8 protein-coding genes are annotated in these 22,591 nt (G+C 71.4%); 1 reads left to right on the top strand and 7 read right to left on the bottom strand.

The window, feature by feature from the left end; genetic code table 11:
• Positions 1-82: 82 nt before the first annotated feature.
• From U5O44_RS18500 to U5O44_RS18475, 6 genes are all read right to left on the bottom strand, one after another.
• Complete coding sequence (locus U5O44_RS18500) at positions 83-1,183, bottom strand: OmpA family protein (protein ID WP_322589873.1); 1,101 nt, start codon at positions 1,181-1,183, stop codon at positions 83-85.
• Between the two features lie 5 nt (positions 1,184-1,188).
• Entirely contained in the window at positions 1,189-4,536 is a 3,348-nt protein-coding gene (locus tag U5O44_RS18495; RefSeq protein WP_322589872.1) for a TonB-dependent receptor, read from the bottom strand.
• Positions 4,533-11,636 (bottom strand): SdrD B-like domain-containing protein, encoded by a 7,104-nt coding sequence (locus U5O44_RS18490; RefSeq protein WP_322589871.1) that lies wholly within the window; start codon positions 11,634-11,636, stop codon positions 4,533-4,535. Before U5O44_RS18490 ends, U5O44_RS18495 begins: the two co-directional genes overlap by 4 nt.
• A gap of 394 nt (positions 11,637-12,030) precedes the next feature.
• Positions 12,031-12,639: an SCO family protein gene (locus U5O44_RS18485; protein WP_322589870.1), complete on the bottom strand. Its 609-nt coding sequence runs from the start codon at positions 12,637-12,639 to the stop codon at positions 12,031-12,033.
• Positions 12,640-12,643: 4 nt separating this feature from the next.
• The gene (locus U5O44_RS18480) at positions 12,644-13,099 is read right to left on the bottom strand and encodes a hypothetical protein (protein WP_322589869.1); all 456 of its coding nucleotides are present in this window, start codon (positions 13,097-13,099) and stop codon (positions 12,644-12,646) included.
• A complete protein-coding gene (locus tag U5O44_RS18475) occupies positions 13,096-18,441 on the bottom strand; it encodes a discoidin domain-containing protein (protein WP_322589868.1) in 5,346 nt (1,781 codons plus the stop codon). The genes U5O44_RS18480 and U5O44_RS18475 overlap by 4 nt, the downstream gene beginning before the upstream one ends.
• Positions 18,442-18,594: 153 nt before the next feature.
• On the opposite strand from U5O44_RS18475, the gene U5O44_RS18470 reads away from it, so the two are divergent.
• Positions 18,595-20,997, top strand: a complete 2,403-nt coding sequence (locus tag U5O44_RS18470) for a UvrD-helicase domain-containing protein (protein ID WP_322589867.1) — start codon at positions 18,595-18,597, stop codon at positions 20,995-20,997.
• A gap of 18 nt (positions 20,998-21,015) precedes the next feature.
• On the opposite strand, the gene U5O44_RS18465 is transcribed toward U5O44_RS18470, so the two are convergent.
• Entirely contained in the window at positions 21,016-22,584 is a 1,569-nt protein-coding gene (locus tag U5O44_RS18465) for a methyl-accepting chemotaxis protein (RefSeq protein WP_322589866.1), read from the bottom strand.
• Positions 22,585-22,591 lie beyond the last annotated feature (7 nt).

The following is a 22,591-nucleotide window of genomic DNA, read 5'->3' as shown; positions in this document are numbered from 1 at the left end:
CTTGAACCGCCATGTCAGAACGTCGCAGTACGTCGAAAATGGTACTCGATCGTTCTGAAGCATAACGGCTTTCCCGGAGGATTCAGCGCGGCACACCCGTGATGCTGATCTCCACCCGCCGGTTCGGCTGGAGGCATTTCGCCAGCAGGGCCAGGCTGCGCTGTGTGCAGGTGACATGCGGCAGCGGTTCGGCGGCCCCGCGGCCCTGCGCCACGATGTCCACCTTCACGCCCTGCTGCTGCAGATAGGCCTTGACCGTCTCGGCGCGGTCCGTGGACAGCCGGGCGTTGTAGGCCTCGGTGCCGAGCCGGTCGGTGTGGCCCACCAGCTCCAGCCGGTCGACCCGGGCGTAGACGCTGTTCAGGCGGGCGACCAGCTGGTCGAGCTGGCCGCGGCCCTCGGGCAGCAGGTCGGCCAGACCACGCCGGTCGAAGGCGAACAGCACATTGGCGCTCAGGACGATCCGTTCCTGCACCACCACGGCGGGCGGCGGCACCGGCACCACGGGCGGAGCCGGCGGCGGATCCACCGGCTTGGACACGACCGGCGGCACCGGAACAGGCAGCGGCGGACAGGCCTCGGCGGCCAGGCGGGCGTCACCGATCAGGTCTTCGGCGATCTGGACATAGGGCTTGGCGTGGCGCCAGCCTTGCTGGCGGTGCTCGTTGCCGGCGTGCACGAGTTCGACCTCGCCGCAGGCCACCAGCCGCTCGGCGCAGCGCCAGCCGGCGTGGGTCTTGAGTGTGCCGGCCTGGGCCCAGAGGTCTTCGCGCAGGCGCAGCGCGTCGTTGACCAGCGGCGTCTGCTGCGCGGGATTCTCGGCTGCGCCGGGCGCACCGCCGCGGGCGAGGAAGTCGGTGATCGCGCGCGAGGCGTCGAATGCGCCTTGCGGGAAGGCCGAGCGGTCGTTGCGCGTGTATTCGTGGAAGCTCACATCCAGCCAGCACTGCGCCTTGGCCAGCGGGTAGCTGGCCAGGCGGTGGCGGCCGGTGTCGTTGAGGGCCTGGATCGCGTCCTGCTGGGCCTTGTAGCCCTGGTGGTCGGCCATCAGCGCGCCATCGGTGGCGGCATCGGCCTGCACAAGCGGTGCTGCCGCCAGCAGGCCGAGGGCCAGCACCAGGGGACGCAGCGCCATGCGGGGGAAGACGGTGGAGGTGTTGTTCTTCATGTGCGTCAACTTCATCGCGTTCACCGCGGCAGGCTGCGGTTGATGTCGGGGTTGTTGCCGGCCCAGAGATCGGCATCGAACTTGTAGCGCAGGCGCAGGTAGACGCCCCGGGCGGTGTAGTCGCTCGACAGGTCGCGGTCGCTGAAACCCGCCCAGTTGTAGCCGGCCGACAGCCACAGGTTGGTGCTGACGAGGTAGCCGGCCTCGACGCCGAGCGACTTCTGCAGCGACACGCCGTTCTGCCCGTCGGCCTTGCCGCGCATCACCGTCGCCTGCACGCCCAGATCCCAGTGTTCGGTCACGTCATAGACCAGGCGCCCGCCGAGCAGCCACGCCTGGTAGCGGTCGTCGCCACCGCCCTGCGTGCTCGGAAAGCGCTCGCGCACGTCCTTGGCCGCCACCCGGCCCGAGGCCCACCAGACGCGGCTCGGGTGCAGATTGGCCTGCAGCGCGCCGACGTGGACGCGGCGCGCCTCGTCGGTGGCGTTGATGTTGTCCTCGGTCTTGTATTCATACTTGCCGAGCACATCGAGCCGGTTGTGGTCCACCGGCCGGTAGGCGAAGCCGATCTGGAAGCGGTCCTGCCAGCCATCCGGGCGGGCGCCATGGTTGTCGGTGGCGAGGTAGTAGTTGCGGGCCAGCGCGGTCCAGTCGCGGTCGAGCTTGCGCACCAGCGTCAGCGTGGACAGCCACGAATCCTGCGTCACGTTCGTGGACACGGCGTCCAGCCGACGCCACTCCAGCCGCCCCGACGCCTTCCACCATTCGCTGGCGGTGTAGTCGGCCCCCAGGGCTGCGGCGGTGGCGTTCTGGCCGGTGCCGTCGAGGATCTTCAGCCGCTCCAGCCCGGTGGTCAGCGCCAGGCCTTCACGGACATGCCAGACATTGCGCACGCCGGTCGCCACCTGCGAGGCACGGCCGTCGCTGGCGTCGCGCAGCCGGTATTCGCTGAAGACGTTGCCGCCTTCCATGTAGCTGCCGTCGATGCCGAATGCGATGGCGTTGCTGTGCGCCGCGCTGTCGAGCGCGTACTGCGAGGACAGCCCGGTCTGCGACTCGCCGCGCAGGTACAGCCGCGTCCGCTCGGCCAGCTGGTAACTGGCGCCGAGTTCGACGCGGTGGCGCTCGTCGCCGGTCACGTCGGCCTCGGCCAGCGCGCGCAGCGTGAGCCGGTCGGTGGCCTTGAACGACGCGGTGACGAAGGCGGTGGTCGCCTCCAGATCCGGCACCGTGCCCGGCGCGGCGCCGGTGGTGGCCAGCGCATTGTTGAGGTTGAACAGCGTGCTGCTGCCCGCGCCGCTGAAGCCGCCTTCCGAGCCGGGGGTGAAGTAGCTGCCCGCACTCGGGTTGGCGCCGAGCGTGGCGAGCGCGCCGCTGATGCGGCCACGTTCCTCGATCCGGCGCAGGCCGCCGCCGAGCGTCAGCGCCGGGGTCACCGCGACCTCGGCGCCGACGGTCAGGCCGGTGCGGCGGGCGTCGTTGCCGGTGTCGTCGGTGCGCTGGGCATCGGCCTTCAGGGTCACGGTGTCGGTGGCCTTGAGGGCCGCCGATGCGCCGACCTGCTGGCTGCCGGGCTGCACGCCGGCCGCCGTGTTGGCAAAACCGGCGCCAGTGCGGCTGGCGTAGACCTTGGCGGTGAGCGTGTCGCTGCGGTGGGCCAGTTCGATGCGGCCGGCGCGGCCGATCGTCGTCTCGCCACCGGGCAGCGGTGTCTCGCCCGCCGCGCTCAGCGTCGGGCGCAGCGCCGCGAGGTCCGCGTCCGTGAACGCCAGCTCGGCGATCAGGCTGGTCTGCGCGCTCAACTTGACGCCGGCGTTGACGCTGGCGAGCCGGAAGCGGGCGTTGGGGTTGCGGTCCTCGACGGCGCTGCCGCCGACGGTGAGCCGATCGCCGAGGTTGACCTGCGCGTCGGCGCCGGCCAGCCAGAAGGCCGCCCCGCCCTGGTCGATCTCGTAGTGGATGCGCAGCGAGACCGGGTTGCCGTCGGCGTCCAGGCTCGGTACCGGGCGGGTCAGCAGGATCCGGCCGCTGAACGGCTCGAAGCTGTAGTCGTTGAGCCGCACCAGCGTCGTCACCGACAGCACGCTGTCGCGGTTGTTGCGGTCGCGCACGACGAGCTGCACCTGCTCGCTGTTCTCCAGCGCCTGCGTGCCGCTGACGGCGAAGGGGCCGCTGGTGCCGTTGGCCTGGACCTCCTCGACGACGTGGCGCAATGTGTCACGGCTGGCGTAGGCGTTGGCCACGCCGGTCGGCGTTTCCCAGTGGCCGCGCACGCCGGTCATCACCCGGTTGTAGGCGCCGAGCTGGCGCATCCGGTTGCCGGCCACGACGCCGCCGCCAGCCGACGCGGTGTAGGCGTCGCCAGTCGAGAAGTCGCCGTACAACAGGAAATGGCGGTCCTTGTCGAGGCGCACGAACAGCTTGGACGAACTCTTCGCCTCGAAGCCCTTGACGCTCGCATCGCCGTAGATGGGGTAGAACTCCTCCGGCTTGATGTCGTTGAGCAGCCGCGCGCGGGTGTCCTTGTCGCTGTCGTAGGCCATCGTCAGCAGCATGTCGCCGCAGACCTTGCCCTTCAGGAACAGCGCTGCCCGTGCCGCCACCTGGCCGCGGCCGTTATCGAACCCACGGCTCCACTGGCGCAACTCGGCCTCGAAACCGTCGTCGACGCGGGCTGGGGCGATGGCGTTGTCGTAGCGGCGGCGGGTGCTGCCGATCACGCCCTCGACCAGGCCGGCGGCGATCATCTCGCGCAGGTCGGGCGAGAAGCCGATCAGGCCGGACACCTCCGCCTCGCCCGCGGTCAGGCGCAGCAGCACGTCCTCGGGCTGGCTGGGCGCGATCAGCTCGAAGCTCGCCGTGCCGCCGACCACCTTCAACTGGGTACCGGGCACGCGGCGGTCGGCGTCCTTGCGGCTCGGGCCGAACTCGTCGGTGGCCGTGCCCTGCATCTGCAGGCGGGCGGTGCCGCTGTGCTCGATGGTGACGAGCACGGGCTCCTGGAGCAATGCGCCGTCGCGGTCGTGCACCGTCACGGTGATGCTGACCGGCGTGACGCCATCGGCCGTGGCACCGGCCCCGCGCACCTCGACCTTGAGCTGCCCGACACGGGCATTGGCGGCGTACTGGCCATCGAGCACGATGGCCGGGGCGGTGGTGCTGGCAACCGGGGCGAACAGCGGCTGGTAGCGGGTCGTGGCAGCGGCCGGGTCCGCGCGCTGCGCCAAGGCCGAACCGGCCCCGACCAGCAGCACCGCCGCAGCGACCGCGCGCAGGGCCAGGGGCCGCGGGAGAGTCTGAACTTGCATCGTCTTGGGGCTCTGGTGCGGACTCGGGATCCAGGAAAGGGACAGCGGAGGGCGGCTCATGGCGCACCTGCCTCGGTCTGGCGCGGCTTGACCGTGCCGCCGCGCTGGCGGGCGCTGTCGGTGGCCTGGGCCGGCGCGGCGACCGGCTTGCCGTCGAAGCGCAGCACCTGACCGCGTTTTTCGGTGTCCACGCCCTGCGTCTCGCCACGGGCGCGGCGGGCCTTGACCTGCTCCAGCACACGGTTCGAGCAGCTGCCCTCGACCACATCGGCCCGGTGCAGTTCGCCGTTCTTCAGGTCGAGGAACAGGCTGCCCGCATCACCGGCATTGCGGCTGGACGTCGTGGTCAGGCGGCTGCCGCGCGGCAGCGTGGTCTGGTCGACCACCAGCACCTGCGTGCGCGGTGCCAGACCGCAGACGCTGTACTTGCCTTCCACGTCGCTGACCAAGCTGGTGCCGTCGGTGAGGTACATGCGCACCCCGGGGATGCCCAGCTCTTCGCCGTCCTGCACATGGTTGTTGTTGCAGTCGACGAAGACCTTGCCGGTCACGCAGGCCTCGGCCGCGAACACGCCCCCGGTGACCCGGACGCGGAACTGGCTGACGTTGGAGCACAGCGCGTCCGGCGTCGTGCCGCAGGTGGCGCCGGGGGTGCCGGTGGCCTGCGCGCTGTTGATGCCGGTGCCCTGCAGCGCGCCGACGCCGAGCCGGACACGGTAGGTCAGCGTCACCGTGCTGCCCGAGGCCATCGCGCCGAGCGAGAAGCGCAGCGCCGGGCCGGGCTTGCCGACCGGATCGGCGGTGCTGACACCGTTGACCTGCGCCGTGCCGTCGATGTAGCGGAAACCGGCGGGCAGCGTGTCCACCACTTCCAGCGCCGGCAGCAGCGCGCGTCCGCTGTCCGAGCGCTTGATGACCACGGTGTAGCGCACCGAGTCACCGAGTTCCGCCTGGACGCGGTCGCCGGTCTTGATGACCAGCAGCGCCGGCACCACGGACGGATCGAGCGGGATGTGGTTGTTCACCACGTCCGGGCCGGCGGCCGGATCCAGGCGCAGCGCGGCATACCAGGTGGTGGGCTCGGTGCCGGTCGGCGCTGCGTTCTGCGCCTGCACGGTGCAGATGCCGCCGGCCGCGCCGTTGCTGCAGCCCACCGGCGGCGTCAGCGTGCCCGCTTCGGCCGGCAGCGTGCGGCTGACGACGTAGTCGCTCGTCGGCGTGATGCGCAGCTGGTAGGCCGCCGCACCCGGGCAGCCGGCGGGCACCGGATTGTTCAGCAGGAAGCTGTAGCCCCCCGCCAAGGCGCCCGCGCCGGAGGTGACCACGCTGTTCGCCCCGCCGACCACGCACGCCGCCGACACGGCGGTGCCGGTGGCGTCCAGCAGGTCGACGCGGACACCGCCCACGGGGGTGCGGGTATCGGTGCCGTAGACGATGCCGCTCGGATCCAGCGGCAGGCTCTGGTTGATGCGGGCGCGCTGGCCGGACGGCACGCTGAGGTTGCGGATCGTGCCGCTGCTCACCACGCCGGTGCCGCTGGCGGCGGTCGGATCGTTGCCGCCGGCCGGGTCGTTGGAGACCGGGCGGCCGTAGTAGGCGCCGCTGACCGGATCGCGGAAGCGCACGGCGAAGCCGGTGCCCGGGACCAGTCCGTCGATGCGGTAGTCGCCCAGCGCATCGGTCGTGGCGGTGCCGACGACCGTGCCGTCAGCGTCCAGCACCTCGACCGCCATGCTCGCCACCCCCGACTCGCTGCCAGACTGCACGCGGTCGTGGTTGGTGTCGCCCCAGACACGGCCGCTGATGGCGCCGGCCTGCTGCACCGGGGTCGGGTCGGTGCCGGTGTTGTTGTCGGCCGTGCCACCGGCGCCGGACTCGCCGCCGCCGCTGATGCGGACGTGGTTCACCAGCGCCGTGCCAGCCGCCACCGAGCACAGCCCGTTGGCATCCGGCGTGGCGCAGGCGCCTGCGGCCACGTTCACGACCAGCGTGATGGGCGCCGCCACCGCGCCGGCCGCGATCGGCGTCGACGCGGCGCAGGTGGCGCTGGAGGCGCCGATGACGGTGGTGCTGCAGTCCCAGCCGCTGCCGGTGGGCACCGCAGCGACGGTCATGCCGGCCGGCAGCGTGTCCACCACCGTGTACGGCAGGCTGGTCGCGAAGCCGCCGGTGTTGCGCGCCACGATGGTGTAGGTGCCGGTGTGGCGTTCGGTGAAGACCGCCGGGCTGTGGGTCTTGCTGATCTGCAGGTCCGGCTGGCCGAGCACGTTGACGGTGGCGGTCGCCGTGTCGCAGGCGGCCGGGGTGCTGGCCGGGTTGACGCAGATCTGGTAGGTCAGCGTGTAGGCGCCGGGGGTCGTGTTGGCCGGCACCGTGAGGCGGCCTTGCGGGTCGAGGGTCGCGCCGGTCAGGCCGCCCGGGCTGGTCAGCGTCACCGTCAGCTGCGCCGGCGTGACCGGGGAGCCGCCGAGGGTGTCGTTCACCAGCAGGTCGACCGTGCTGCCCGTCGCCGGCACGGTGGCCGGGCCGTCGTTGACCGCGTCGATCACGGGCAGCGAGGCGCTGGTGCTGTTGTTGCCACCGGGGCCGGTGCCACCTTGGGTGTCGTTGGTGGCGCCAGTCAGACCGGTCAGGGTGACGAGGCCATTGGCGGGTGCCGTGGCGGTGATGGCGCAGACGATGGCGCTGCCCACAGGCAGACTCGCCACCGGCAGCGTGACCGCGACGCCGCCGACCGTGCAGGCGCCGACCGTGGCGCCCGTGGCCGAGCAGGTCGCCTGGACCGCGGCGCCGGGGCCGCTGTTGGCGCAGGTCAGCGTGCCGGTGACGGTGATGCCCGGCGAGGCGGCCGTGGGCAGGCCGCTGAAGCTCGGCACCATGTCGGCCCCTTGCACGGTGACCTGCACCGTCGCCTGGTCACAGACCGTGGCCGAGCCGGCCGCGCAGAGCTGGTACGTCAGGGTGTAGGTGCCGGGGATGGCACCAGCCGGCACGACGAGTTCGCCGGTCGCGGGGTCCACGCTGGCACCGATCAGGCTGCTGGTGTCGACCAGCGTCGGCACGACCTGGGCCGCACCAACGGGACTGCCGCCCAGGGTGTCGTTGCTGTAGAGCGGCACACGGGCACCGACGCTTGGCACCGTGGCCGGGCCGTCGTTGACGGCGTCGATCACGGCGGCCGTGCTGCTGACGCTGTTGTTGCCGCCGGTGGTCAAGCCGCCGTTGCCGTCGTTGCTGGCGCCCGTCGTGCCGGTGAAGACCACCGACACCGCCGGTTCACGCGCCCCGCCAGGAGTGCCGGGTGCCGTGTAGCCGAAGGAGCAGACGATGGCCGCGCCATCGGCGACGGTACCGCCGGTGGGGGGTGTGCACTGCAGGTCGGTGATGACACCGACCGACACGCTCGGCTGGCACAGCGCGCCCGTGGCAGCGGCGAGACCCGCCGTGTTGCGGCAGGTCAGGCTCAGCCCGTTCAGCGTCTGGCCCGGGCGAACCGCGGTCGGCAGGCCCGAGAAGGTCGGGACCATGTCGGAGGAGTTGACCGTGACGGTGAGGGTCGCAGTGTCGCAGGACGCGGCGTCCGGCGCAGGCGCGCAGACCTGGTACAGCACCGTGCAGGCGCCGCTGGCCGGCATGTCGTAGGTGGCCAGTCCGGTCGGGCCCATGCTGGCGAAGGCGCAGGTGCCGCCGGTGCGGGTGAAGACGCTGCCGGCGGGGTACTGGTCGTTCTCGGCGACGTTCGTGGTCTGGCCGGTCAGGCCGGCCGGTCGGGCGTCGGTGTCGTCCAGCGCGTCGACCAGCGCAGCCGAGGCGAGCGTCAGGTTGTTGCCGTTGGCGCTGGTGCCGCCGTTGCTGTCGTTGAGCGCGCCGGTCTGGCCGCGGAACACGACATCGGTCACCGGCTCGTCGGCGCCGCCGCGCACGCCAGGTGCCGTGTAGGAGAAGGCACAGGCGATCGCCGAGCCCGCCGGCAGTTCGGCGCCAGGCGCGGGCGTGCAGAGCAGATCACCGACCGTGCCAGCCGAGACCGTGGGCACGCAGCTCGGCGATGTGGCCGCCGCGCCGCCAGCGGTGTTGGTGCAGGTCAGCGCGAGGCCGGTGTAGCGCTGACCCGGGCCGACGACCCGCGGCAGGCCGCTGAAGACCGGCGACAGATCGGCGGCGCCGGCCGTGACGGTCAGCGTCGCGAGGTCGCAGGTCGTCTGCTCAGGCGCCGGGGCGCAGAGCTGGTAGGTCACCGTGCAGCTGCCGCTGGCGGGCACGTCGTAGGTCGCCACGCCGGCAGCGCTGACGCTGGCGTTGGCGCAGCTGCCGCCGGTGCCGGTGAAGGTGCTGCCGGTGGGGAACTGGTCGTTCGGGTTCAGCGGCGTCGTGCGGCCGGTGGTGCCGCCGGGCTGGCCGACGCTGTCGTCGACCGCATCGACCACCACCGCGGTGGCCTGCACGACGTTGTTGGCCGGATTGCTGTCGTTGGTGGCGCCGGTCGTGCCGGTGAAGACCACCGACAGCGTGGGCTCGTCCGCCCCGCCCTGCACACCCGGCGCGGTGTAGCTGAAGCTGCAGGCAATGGCCGCCCCCGCCGCTACCGCGCCACCCGCGGCCGGACTGCAGACCACGGCCGACACCGTGCCCGCACTGACCGTCGGCACACAGGTGGCGGCTGTGGCCGCGCCCGTGGCGGCGATGTTGGTGCAGCTCAGGCCCAGGCCGGTGAGCGTCTGGCCGGGGCGCAGCGTCGTCGGCAGGCCGCTGAAGCTCGCGGCCATGTCCGCGCTGCTGGCGGTGACGGTGAGGGTCGCGGTGTCGCAGGCGCTCGTGTCCGGCGCGGGGGCGCAGACCTGGTAGGCCACGGTGCAGCTGCCGCTGGCGGGCACGTCGTAGGTCGCCAGTCCGGTGCTGCCGACCGTGCTGTTGGCGCAGGTGCCGCTGGGACGCGCGCTGAAGACGCTGCCGACCGGGAACTGGTCATTGGCATCGAGCGGGCTGGTCTGGCCGCTCAGGCCTCCGGGCAGGGTGGCGGTGTCGTCGAGCGCGTCGATGACGACAGCAGCGCTGGTGGTCTGGTTGTTGCCGCCCGTGGTCACGCCGCCATTGAGGTCATTGGCCGCGCCCGTGGTGCCGGTGAAGGTGACGGCGGTGGTCGGCTCGTCGGTGCCGCCCTGGATGCCGGGGGCCTGGTAGGTGAAGGTGCAGGACAGGACCGCGCCGCTGGCGACATCGGTGCCGACCAGCGGCGTGCAGACGGTGTCGCTGACCGTGCCGACGCTGGCTTGCGGCTGGCAGAGCGTGCCGCGGGCCGTCGCCGCGCTGGTGCCGCCGGCGACGTTGCTGCAGTTCAGGGTCAGCCCGGTGTAGCGCTGGCCCGGATGGACCACCCGGGGCAGTGCGCCGAAGGTCGGCACCATGTCGGCACCGGGGCCGACCACGATGGTGGCAGTGGCGGTGTCGCAGACAGCCGGCGTCAGCGCCGGGTTGGCGCAGAGCTGGTAGCCCACCGTGTAGATGCCCGGCGGGGTCGTGGCGCTGGTGCTGAACACGCCGCTCGACACGTCGAAGATCGCGCCCGGCGTGGCCGGCGTGAGGACGGTCAGCGTCACGGTGCTGAAGGTGCCGGCGGCCGTGCCACGGGTGTCATTGCTCAGCACGGCCAGGGAGGCGGCTGTCCCGTACGGCGTCGTGGTGGATTCGTCGAGGGCGTCGATCAGTGCGACCGCCGCCGTGGTCGTGTTGTTGGCGGCATTGCTTTCGTTGGTGGCGCTGGTCGTGCCGGTGAAGGTGACGGTGGTGTCCGGCGTGTCGCTGCCGCCGGCGGTGCCGGGTGCGGTGAAGTCGAAGGTGCAGGCGATGCTGGCACCGGCGGCCACGGTCGCGGGCGTGGTCGGCACACAGTTCACCGCGCTGACCACCCCGGCGGACGCCGTGGGCACGCAGCTGGCGGCCAGCGCATCAGCGCCCCCGGCCGCGTTGGCGCAGCGCAGTGTCAGGCCGGTGTAGCGCACACCCGGGCTGAGCAGGGCCGGCAGATTGCCCAGCACGGGCGTCATGTCCGAGGTGGTCGGCGCCGTCACGGCCAGGCTGCCCGTGCTCGGGTTGTTGCCGGCCGTTGGCAGCGCGCCGCCGTTGGTGTCGTTGACAGCCCCCGTGCCGCCGGTCAGGGCGAGCGTGCCCGCCGTGGTGGGCGTGAAGCTGATGCTGCAGGCGCGGCTGCTGCCGCTGGTGAGCAGGCCGGTGAACGGGCCGCAGCCGGCGCTGCGCACCGCGCCGGCCGGCACTGCGCCGGTGAAGTCGCAGGACGGGTCGATGGCGACATCGGGGCCGTTGTTGGTGCAGGTCAGCGAGCAGGTGGCCGGCGTGCCGGCACCGACCGAGGCGGGGGTGCAGGTGATGGGCGTGGGCACCATGTCCGCATCCGGCACGCCCCCGGCGATGCCGTACTGGCGGAAGACTTCGCGCACCGAGCCCGGGCCGACCGGCGCGACCTCCAGTCCGAAGGCGAAGTCGATGTTGCCGATCAGGCCGGAATAGACCGCGATGGCCGCGACATTGGGGGTCGTGTTCAGCAGGGAATAGAAGACATAGTTGCCGACGCCGCCGTAGTTGCTGTCGTTGCAGCCCACATCCGTGCCATTGGCACAGACCACCGGCGAATAGGCCACGCCACCTTCCAGCGGAGCGGTCGGCTCCAGCTGCGGCCCGGTGACGACGCTGGCGCCGGGCGTGATGACCTCGAAGCGCTCGCGGTAGCCGCCGGAGACGGCGTTCTGCATGCCATCGGTGTCCAGGCTGGTGAAGTAGACGGGGCCGGGCAGCGGGTTGTCGGTGGTGGTGCCGGGATTGACGAAACGCAGCCGGAACCGCACCTGCGAGACCGCGCCCGCGGTCAGGTTGGTGCCGACCTTGCCATCGATGTACGAGGTGCCGCCCGAGGCGGAGCCGGTGGCGGCCTCGTAGACGCTGGCGCCGTTGGTGGTGGAGATGACCTCCAGCAGGATGTCGCGCGGGTTGGCCCCGGTCACCGCGCCGGAAAAGCGGGTGATGCCGCCGACCTGGGTGCACGGCGTGGCGCTGATGCAGGACGAGGACGACCAGTTGAACGAGGCCGCCGATGCGGCCGGTGCCCACAGACTGCCCGACAGCAGCAAGGCCAGAAACGCAAGCATCGGTGCCCGCTGGGCGAGTCGGTGCAGGCGAGCCAGGAAACAGCGGTCACCAGCGGTGTACGAGGACATATCCAGCCTTGATTTTCTTGTTGGGCGAGCGTGCATGCGGTTCTTGCCGCGGCGCAACAGCGCCAGCACTGTTCCACCCTGGAGAACCCCGAAATTCAGTCGTCAGACTCAGTGCGCGAGCCACCGGACCGCCATTTCGGCTCCGAGAAGGCTACCTGCAAGTGGTAACACGGCGCACCTGCTTGGCAAACTTTAGCCAAGAATTCATATAAAAATTCACAGGACGTTGACCATTATTTGGAACTAAATGTGACGATAAATACGTTTTATCATTTGTATGCCTTGAATGGTTACTGAAATTTTTCCCGAATTGAAGTAAGCGAAACTAACTCCGCGACGGACCACGGATCTGGCGCAGCACCTGAGCCACTGCCGTGGCCGAAGCCAGCTCGGCACAGCGGTAGACCAGCCGCCCGGCGCCGTCCACGATGAAGACCTGGGCGCTGTGGCGGTCCACCCCGGTGGAGCGGCCACGCAGCGTGTCCAGCAGCCGGTCGACCTCCGCCAGATCCGGCACTCCGGCCCGCCAGTCGGCGTCTGCCCCAAACTGCGCGCGCCAGCGGGCCAGCGCTGGCGCGTCGTCGCCGAGCGCGTCGATGCTGATCGACAGCAATTGCGGCATCGGTGCGCGGCCGGCCGCCTCCCGGCGCAGCAGCCCCTGCAGTTCGGCGAACACGGCGCCCTGCACCGGACAGACCGAGCTGCACCCGGTGAACATCAGCTGCAGCGCCGTCAGCCGCCCCCGCAGCACGGCGGCCAGTGGCAGACGCCGGCCATCGTGCAGCGTCACCGCCAGCGCGGGCAGCGGCAGCGCTGGCGTGACCGGGCCGAGCAGGCCGTGTGCGGACACGCCGCCAGCCGTGCGCAGCAGCGCCAGCGCGGCCACGCCTTTCAGCACATCGCGTCTCGACGCGGAGCAGGTCAGGGATTGCATGGGATTACCTCGACGCGGACACCAGGTGACGCCACAGCGCAGCGCAGTCCGCATCGCCGATCTCGTAGCGCGGCATGTGGCGCGGCAGCAGCACCGCGGCCGGGTCCAGCCCGGTGCGCAGCAAGGTGCAGAAGCTGGTCTCGTCGAAACGCGATGGCGGCCCCCCGCGCCGGGACACCGCCTCGCGCAAGTGGCCCGCAGTCAGCAAGGGGGCGGCCTGGGTGGTGTCACGCGGCGGGGTCGCGGCGCCGTGGCAGTTGATGCAGCGTGCCGCCTCGGATGGCAGCGCGCGGTCGTGGCCCGCGATGCGGCCGACCAGCGGCTGCTCGCCCCGCCACAGCGCCGCCCCCCGTGCGTCCGCGACCGGCGGCTCGACCGGCGGCACCAGCCAGAACCGCAGCTCCGCGAGCACCAGCGTCAGGACCGCCAGCGCGGCCAGCAAGCCGCCTTTGCGCTTCATGGCAGATACAGCCGGTTGGCCGGGATGGGCGTGAACACGGTCGTCCCGGGCAAGCGCCAGCGCAGCGCCATCACCGCCCGGCCGCCGCGTTCGTAGTATTCGACGACGATGCGCAGTCGCTGCCCGGCGGTCATGGAGATGGCCACGCTGGTGTCATCGGTCGCGCCGTGGTCGGACCAGTTGTTGATGACCTGGACCCCGTTCACCCACACGCGCACGCCGTCATCCGAGCGGGTCTGGAACACGATGCCTCCCGTCGCTGGCGCCTCGACCCAGCCGCTCCAGCGCACCGAGAAGTTGTCGACCGGTACGCCCGCCGCCGGTGAGCCACGGTCCCAGTTGAAGTCGACCGCTTCGGTCGTCGAGCGCAGCGGCGTGCCGGCCAGCGCGGTGCCGGCGAAGTATTCGCCGCGCAAGCCCGATCCGGCCCCCGTCACGGCGGGTGCGGCCGTTTCCTCTCGGCCGATCTGGCGCACGTAGGCGCTCACCTGCGCCACCTCGGCTGCGGTCAGCGCGGGCGACAGCGTGGTGTGGGCCTGCACGGCAGCCTCGACAGTGGCGGCCGAGCCGTCGTGCAGATACGGCGCCGTGGCCCAGGCGTCGCGCAGCGTCGGCGTGTCCAGCCCGGGCAGTGTGGCGCCGAGGCGCTGGCCGCTGGCGGGCTTGAGCGTGCCGACATTGCGCAGCACGCCCAGCGCGCTGTCGGTGAAGTCCGCCCCGCTGTGGCAGCTAGCGCACTGGCCGGCGAACACGGCACGACCCGCGATCGCGTCGACCGTGAGCGCACCATCGGCCTGGCGGTACGGCGTCGGCGCATGGCTGGACAGCGAGGCGACGTAGGCCGCCAGCGCGTCCAGGTCCGCGCTCGCGCCAGCCTTGGCGTCGCCCAGCGGCTGGCTGCGTGTGCCGGTGGCGAACTGGGCGTCGGTCATCAGGCCGGTGCCTTGCTGCAGGTTGCGGATCTGGCCCTCGAAGTCCTGCACCTCGTCGAAGTTGGCGCTCCAGTGCAGCCGCCCCTGCCCGCCGGCCCGGCCGCGCAGGCTGAGGGTGTTGCGCAGGCCTTCGCCCTGGCCGGTGAAGTCCCAGGTGCGGCCATCGTGCCCGCCGTCGTGGTGGCAGGCGGCGCAGCTCATGTAGCCGTCGCGCGCCAGCCGCGGGTCGCGGGCGTCGTAGAACAGCTGCTTGCCGCGCAGCACCGCCGCCGGCAGCACCTCGCTGGCCGTGGCCGCCAGCGTCGCCTGCACCGGCGCCGACGCCTCGCCACGCTGCAGCAGCGGGCGCAGGTCGTGCACGCCGATGCTGCGGTCCATGAAGTGGTGGACATAGAGCGTGAAGCCATCGGCCGACACCGCCACCCCTTGCGGCGCGCGGCCCACGTCCAGGCGGAACAGCTCACGCCGCCCGACCGGATCGACCACCGCGACGTGCCGGCTGGCCTCCAGCGCGACGAACAGGAACGCGCCCGTCGGGTGGAAGGCCGCCGCGCTGGCCACGCCGGCGTTGTCGTGGTCGACACGCGCGGCGGTGGCTTCGGTCAGCGTGCCAAGGTCGACCACCGAGCTGACGGCGCGCACCGTGGTCTCGAAGGTCAGCCCCTGCCCGTTGCGCAGCGCGCCGCGCTGCACGTTGTCCTGCTTGGACGGCACCCAGGCGCTGCGGCCATCGGGTGCGATCACCGGCGCGCCGAGGTAGTTCGGGATGCCACGTCCGCCGATGGTCGTGTCCGGCCGCTCGCTGTGCTGCAGCACCACGGTGGACTGGCGCGCCAGCGTCACCGGATCGAGCACCAGCAGCTCGCCGCCCTTCGGCGCTCCACCTGCGCTGGTCTGCACCACGGCCGTGCCTTCACCGGGCAGCGGCGGCGTGATGAAGCGGGTCGCCAGCAGGCGGTTGCCCGCGGCGTTCAGCGCCAGATGGCGCACGCTCGGCCCGACATCGACACTGTTGCCGACCACACCAGCCGCCGACACCCGGGCGATCCGTCCGCTGGCCTCCAGCGAGACCAGCGCCGTGCCATCGGCCGCGACCAGCACGCCGTAGGGCTGCGAGGCCCGCGGCAGCAGCACGGTCTGCACGACAGTCAGCGTGCTCGGCGAGACGATGCTCAGCGAAGCGCTTTCCTGGTTGGCCACCCAGATGCGGCCGTCCGGCGCCAGCGCCAGCGTGCGCGGCTGGGCACCGACCGGGATGAGCGCCACGCGGGTGTTCATCGCCAGGTCAAAGACGCTGACGCTGCCGTGGTCGGGGTTGACATTCCACAGGCGCGGCGTGGCGCCGGCGCGGTTCTCGACCAGCACCGCGGCGGTCGCCCGACCGCCCTGCCCTGTGGCGCCCTGCACCACCTGCCAGAACGAGCGGGTCGTCGTGCGGCCATCGGTGGTGCGCAGCGTGACGGTGACGGTGTAGACACCGGCGGCGGCGTAGGCGCGGCTCGCGCTGGGCGAAGCGGACCAGGCGGTCGCGGGCGAGCCGTCCCCGAAATCCCACTGGTAGGTGTAGCTGCCCGCGACCGAGGGCGCGGCGGTCCACGGCACCGTGCCGCCTACCGCCACCGGCGCCACCGTCATCGGCTGCAGGCTCGGCAGCGTCACGGGCGGCGGCGTGTCGGCGGCCGGGCGGCCATGGACCTCGACCTCGGCGAGCTGCAGGAAGTTCGTGCCCGCCAGCTGCACCCGCACGTAGCGGCCACGCGCACCCAGTGCGTCCAGCCGCAGCGCCCGCGGCGCGGTGGTGGCCACGCTGCGGCGCCAGACGGTGGTGTCGGCCAGCAGCGCGGCCAGCGTGCGCCCGGCCATCGGCGTGTCCGAGGCGAAGACGTGGAAGTTCGTCAGGCGGTCGGCGCAGCAGTCGGTGCGGTTCCACAGCCGCACGGCGTGCAGGTCGTGGGCGCGGCCGAGGTCGACCTCCCACCAGGCGCCGGCTTCGGACTGCGTGTGGGTGACCGAGTTGCCGGCCCAGGCGCCATCGGTGTTGCCGTCGACCGCACGCGCGGCGACGGCGGCCTCGAACTGCGAGGACTGGCTGGCGGTCCGTCCGCGGGCGACGTTGTCGAAATGGATGACCTTCTCGGCCGTGGCATTCGGGTCGAGCTGCGTGAAGTCGCCGCTGGCCACCGGCGCGCCCCAGTTGACGCCGTCGGCGCTGAGGAAGACGCGGTACTGGCGGACCGTGCCGTTGGGCATGTTGCTGCGCGGCAGGTAGCGCAGGCCGGTGACCTCGGCGGCGCGCTGCATGTCGAGCACGATCCAGTGCGGCATCGGCGCGGTGGAGGCACTCCAGGTGGTGTGCCAGAGCGTCGCCGGGTTGCCGTCGAGCACGTTGGCGGCACTGCCGTTTTCGCCCGCGGTCTCGGCGCTGTCGGCGGTGGCGGTCCAGCCGGTGCGGGGCAGCGGGCGGCCATCGGTGCCGAGCAGCTCGATCTCGGCGGCCGAGGACCACGGATTGCCGTTGACCTCGGACAGCGCCTCCAGCCGCACATAGCGGGTGGCGCCCGGGTTGCTGATGTTCCAGACGAAGTCGGTCGAGACGGTGCGCCCGCCAGCGCTGACGAAGACCGTGATGCGGAAGGTGCCGGCCGCCGTGGGCGTGCCGCTGATGCGGCCGGTGACCGGGTCGATGGTGGTGCCCGCGGGCAGGCCGGTGGCGCGCCAGGTGGCGACCGTGCCCGCCGGCAGGGTGACTTGCGGCGTGAAGCCGACCGGGCCGGCGACGGTGGAGGCCTGGTCGGCGACCGGCGCGAGCTGCGGACTGCCGTCGAGCGTCAGGCGCAGCAGCGTGGAGACCGAGGGCGTGCCGGCCGCGTTCAGCGCGAACAGCATCCACTGCCCCGGCAGCGCCAGCCCGCCGTTGGTCGGCAGGTCCACGGCGTAGCGGTTGCCGCCCAGCGCCCGGAAGGCCAGCGGCAGGCGGCGCTGGTCGTTGTTGACGGTGTGCGTGGTCGACGACTGGCGCACGACCGCGAAGGCCGTCACCGCGCTGTCGGTCGTCACCTCGATGGTCTGGCCATGGCCGGCGACGGTCGGGGCGGCGGTGATGACCGGGCGGACGGCGGGCGTGCCGTCGGCGTTGGAGAGGTACGGCGGACTCAGGATCTGCAGATCCGGGTGGTTGGCGGCACATCCGGCGCCGCACAGCCCGCCGCCGGCCGACAGCACCCGGCCATCCGGCAGCAGCAGCGCGATGCTGTGGTAGTTGCGCGGCACGGACATCGCCGGGAGCGTCGTGAACGTCTCCGTCTCCGGATCCCAGAGTTCCGGCGCGAGCACCGCGTTGGCGTCCGAGAAGCCGACCGCGAAGGTCTGCCCGCCGATGATCACCACCTGTCCGTTCGGCAGCACGACGCTGTTGTGGAAGGCGCGCCGGTAGGCCATCGGCTGCAGCTTGCGCACCGCGACGCCGCCGTTCAGGTCGATGACGTAGCTGTTGGCATTGGCCTGTGCGCTGTCGTAGGCCGGCGCGCCGCCGGTCTTGAGCACCTTGCCGGCGTCGTACATCACCGTGTTGCCGCTGACGCTGAACTCGTCGTCGCCACGCCGGCCGGCGGGCGTGACCGCGCCGGTGCCGCGGGCGTCGATCCAGTGCATGTTGACGCCCGGGCCGGCGTGGAAGACGCGGCCGTTGCCGGCAGGGATCAGCCAGAAATGCGAGTCGCCGCCGAAGTTGCGCGACGGATCGGGCGACAGGAAGGAGTCGATCGGCACACCACTCAGGCGCCGCCAGCCCCCTGCTTCGGTCCAGACTTCCCCGTGCTTGTTGCCGACCCCGCCGCTCCACGAGCCGCCCAGCGTCAGCACGCCGCCGTCCGGCAGCAGCGTGTTGGCCTGGTAGCCACGCGGGATGTTCATCAGCGCGCCTGTGGTCCAGACGCCGGTGGCCGGGTTGTAGAGCGAGGTCTTGGCGGAATCGAGCCCGCCATTGACCAGGATGCGCCCATCGGCGAGGTTGGTCGTGCCCGGGCAGAACATGTCGTGGCCGGTCTCGTTGACCAGCCGCTCGGACACCGCCTGGGTGATCGGGTCGAAGGTCAGGCTGTAGGTGCGACCTGAGCCGCCGAAGCTGAATTTTTCCTCCGCCGACCACATCAGGATGCGCCCGTCCGGCAGGTTCGCCGCCGACACCGGCACCAGCGGCAGCGTCTTCACCGGCGACCAGCGCGCCAGGTTCGGCTGCACCACGGCCAGCGCGCGGCGACGGTCAGTGCTGGCCGTGTCGACTGCCTGGGTTGTGGCGGTCGAGGCGCCAGCTTCTTCGTCGCTGCCACAACCCGCCAAGCCACCCAGCAGGCCAGCCAGACCCGCCATCCCTGCGAAGGACCACACACGCCGAGCAAGAACACGATTCATGTCATCCAGACCGTTCAGGTTGTTTCTATTTGTTTCCAATGATACTTAAGGATTCATTCGCCAACTTCCACACAGTCCCCCATATCCAGAGGACAACCGTCCGCCCCGTTCGCACAAAATCCCGCGCCCGGACGCCCCACGTAGAATTTCCCGATGCACGAATCCCCGGAACGTCCGATGCCCCACGACCCCACCGCGCCGGTGTCGTCCCGCCTGCTCGCCAACCTCAACCCCGAACAGCTCGCCGCCGTCACGCTGCCGCCCGAGCCGGGGCTGATCCTTGCGGGCGCTGGTTCGGGCAAGACCCGCGTGCTGACCACCCGCATCGCCTGGCTGCTGCAGACCGGGCAGGTCTCGCCGGGCGGGCTGATGGCGGTGACCTTCACGAACAAGGCTGCCAAGGAGATGCTCACGCGGCTCGGCGCGATGCTGCCGTTCAATGTGCGCGGCATGTGGATCGGCACCTTCCACGGCCTGTGCAACCGCTTCCTGCGCGCGCACTGGAAACAGGCCGGGCTGCCACAGAGCTTCCAGATCCTCGACAGCGGCGACTCGCTCAGCGCCGTCAAGCGTGTCATCAAGGCGATGAAACTCGACGAGGAACGCTTCGTGCCCAAGCAGGTCGCCTGGTTCATCGCCGGCGCCAAGGAAGAAGGCAAGCGCCCGAAGGACGTGGACGTCCACGACCCGCACAGCCAGAAGCTCGCCGAGGTCTACCAAGCCTATGAAGACCAGTGCCAGCGCGAGGGCGTGGTCGATTTTGCGGAGCTGATGCTGCGCAGTTACGAGCTGATGCGCGACGATGCCGCGCTGCGCCAGCACTACCGCCACCGCTTCCAGCACATCCTGGTCGACGAGTTCCAGGACACCAACCGGCTGCAGTACGCCTGGCTGAAGATGTTCGCGGGCGATCCGGCGCAGGGTGACGTGCCGAGCGCGGTGTTCGCGGTGGGCGACGACGACCAGAGCATCTACGCCTTCCGCGGCGCCCGCGTGGGCAACATGGCCGACTTCGAGCGCGAGTTCCGGGTCGCCCGGCTCATCAAGCTGGAGCGCAACTACCGCAGCTTCGGCAACATCCTCGACTCGGCCAACGCGCTGATCTCGCGCAACACGGGGCGCCTGGGCAAGAACCTGCGCACCGAGGCCGGGCCGGGCGAGCCGGTGCGCGTCTACGAGGCCACCAGCGATTTCGCGGAAGCCGCGTGGCTGCTGGAGGAGCTGCAGCAACTGCACCGCGGCGGCCTGGCGCGCTCGGAATGCGCCATCCTGTACCGCAGCAATGCGCAGTCGCGGGTGATCGAGTCGGCGCTGTTCAATGCGGGCGTGCCGTACCGGGTGTACGGGGGCCTGCGCTTCTTCGAGCGGGCCGAGGTGAAACACGCGCTGGCCTACCTGCGGCTGATCGAGAACCCGAACGACGACACCAGCTTCCTGCGCGTCGTCAACTTCCCCGCCCGCGGCATCGGCACGCGCTCGGTCGAGCAGTTGCAGGAGGTCGCCCGCGCCAGCGGCCGCAGCCTGTACCAGGCGGTGAGCGGCCTGAGCGGCGCGGCCGGCGTCAAGCTCGCTGGTTTCAGCCGCCTGATCGACGGGCTGCGCGACGGCACCCAGGGCCGCACGCTGCGGGTCATCATCGAGCAGATGCTGGCCACCAGCGGCCTGATCGACTTCTACCGCACCGAGAAGGAAGGCCAGGACCGCATCGAGAACCTGGAGGAACTCGTCAACGCGGCCGAAGCGTTTGTCACCATCGAAGGCTTCGGCAAGGACGCGGTGGCGCTGCCGGTGGACGAGATGGGGGCGTCCGGGCCGACGGCGGCGGCGGCCGAGCTGCTGCCGGATGCGGAGACGGGCGAGATCCTGTCGCCGCTGGCCGCCTTCCTGACCCACGCCGCGCTCGAAGCCGGCGACAACCAGGCGCAGGCCGGGCAGGACGCCGTGCAGATGATGACCGTCCACGCCGCCAAGGGGCTGGAGTTCGACGCCGTCTTCATCACCGGGCTGGAGGAAGGCCTGTTCCCGCACGAGAACGCCGCCACCGAGGCGGACGGGCTGGAGGAGGAGCGGCGCCTGATGTACGTGGCGATCACCCGGGCGCGCCAGCGGCTCTACATCAGCCACAGCCAGACGCGGATGCTGCACGGGCAGACGCGCTACAACGTGAAGAGCCGTTTCCTGGACGAACTGCCCGAGGAGGCGCTGAAGTGGCTCACACCGAAGCGGCAGAGCTTCGGGGCCGGGTCGGGCAGCGGGTTCGGTGGTGGGTTTGGCGGCGGCGGCTACGGCGCGCCGTCACGGCCCGCGTGGACGCCAGCCCCCGCGCCTCCGCCGTCCTGGGCCGCCCCGGTGCCCGCCGCGATGGCGCGCAGCGCGGCGGACTCGGCCGGACACGGACTGCGGCCGAAGCAGGCGGTGTTCCACAACAAGTTCGGCGAGGGCGTGATCCTGACGCTCGAAGGCAAGGGGCCGGATGCCCGCGCGCAGGTCAGCTTCGGCCGCCACGGCACGAAGTGGCTGGCGCTCAGCGTTGCCAAGCTGACGCCGATCGACTGACCGACTGACCAACGGCGCTCAGGCTGGCTGGGCCTCGCGCAGGCGGAACACCGCCAGCGTCTGCATCAGGTCTTCGGCTTGCTGCTGCAGCGACTGCGTGGCCGCCACGCTCTGCTCCACCATCGCCGCGTTCTGCTGGGTGGCATCGTCCATGTCGGCCACCACGCCGTTGACTTCCGACACGCCGAGGGCCTGCATGGTGCTGGCCTGGGCCATTTCGGAGACGAGGCGCAGGATCTCGTGGACCGCCGTGACCACGTCTGTCACCGTCTCGCTGGCCGCCTGCACCTTGGTGCTGCCGTCTTTCGCGCTGGCGACCGACGTGCCGATCAGGGTGCGGATTTCCTTGGAGGCCGCCGCGCTGCGCCCCGCCAGGGCGCGCACTTCCTGCGCCACCACGGCAAAGCCCCGCCCCTGTTCACCGGCCCGTGCCGCTTCCACCGCCGCGTTCAGCGCGAGGATGTTGGTCTGGAAGGCGATGCCGTCGATCACGCTGATGATGTCGCCAATGCGCAGCGCCTGGGCATTGATGTGCTGCATGGCATGCACCAGCTCGGCCACCTGGTCTCCCCCGCGGCGGGCGACATCGGCCGCTCCGCTGGCCAGCCGGCAGGCCGCCGCGGCATTGCGGCTGTTCTCGTCGGTCTGTCCCGCCAGCGCCTGCACCGTGCCGGACGTCTGCTGCAGCGAACCGGCGGCCTGCTCGGTGCGGCGCGACAGGTCGTTGTTGGCCGAGGCGATCTCGCTGGAGGCGGCCTCGATCTGCTCTGCCGCCCGCTGCACCTGTCCCATCATGCCGCTCAGCCGCTCGCTCACGCGCGCCATGGCCTGCAGCACCTGGCCGGTCTCGTCGCGGCGGTCAGAGTCCACCACTGCGGTCAGGTCACCGTCGGCCATCCGCTGGGCTATGTGGACGGCCTCGCGCAGCGGCTGGGTGATCAGGCGCACGCAGACCCAGATCACCAGCACCGACAGCGCCACCGCGAGCCCCACGGTGACCGCGGAGAGCGTGTCCCCGCGGGCGAGGGCGGCGAGGGAGGTCGCCGCCGCGGCCTGGCCACGCTGCTGCACGGCCGCCACCTGCTCGTCGACCCGCGTCGAGAGCAGCGCGTATTCCTTCTCGGCCGAGTTCATCAGCATGGCCGCCGCCGACAGGCCGCCCGACTTGAGGTCCAGCGTCTCCAGCGACCGGCTGCGGAACCGGGCCAGCGACTGCTCGATCTCGCCCAGGCGTGCCGCGTCGTCCGGGTGGGCAGCCGCCTTGAGGCGAGCCACGTCGGCCACCACCTCGCCGAAGCGCCGGACGACATCCTTGTCCACCTGCTCGATGCGCGTGGCCTTCATGCCCGCGCCTTCGTAGGCGAGGCTGCGCATGACCAGCGTCTCCAGCTCGGCGGTGTGCTGCTTCAGGCGCTGCGCATCGACCACGGCCGGCAGGGCCTCCTGGCCAATGGCCTGCAGCGCCTGGGCGCTGCTGTGCGAGGCCATCCGCGCCACACCAGCCAGCAGCAGCAGGCACAACAGCACCACCACTGGCGCCAGCGCCACCTTCACCGCGATCGACTGGTGGCTCAACAGCTTGCTCATGTTCATG

The organism is Sphaerotilus sp. (assembly GCF_034519685.1).
Lineage (GTDB): Bacteria > Pseudomonadota > Gammaproteobacteria > Burkholderiales > Burkholderiaceae_C > Sphaerotilus.
The sequence above is the reverse complement of the archived record's forward strand: the minus strand, read 5'-3'. Positions and strand labels throughout refer to the sequence as shown.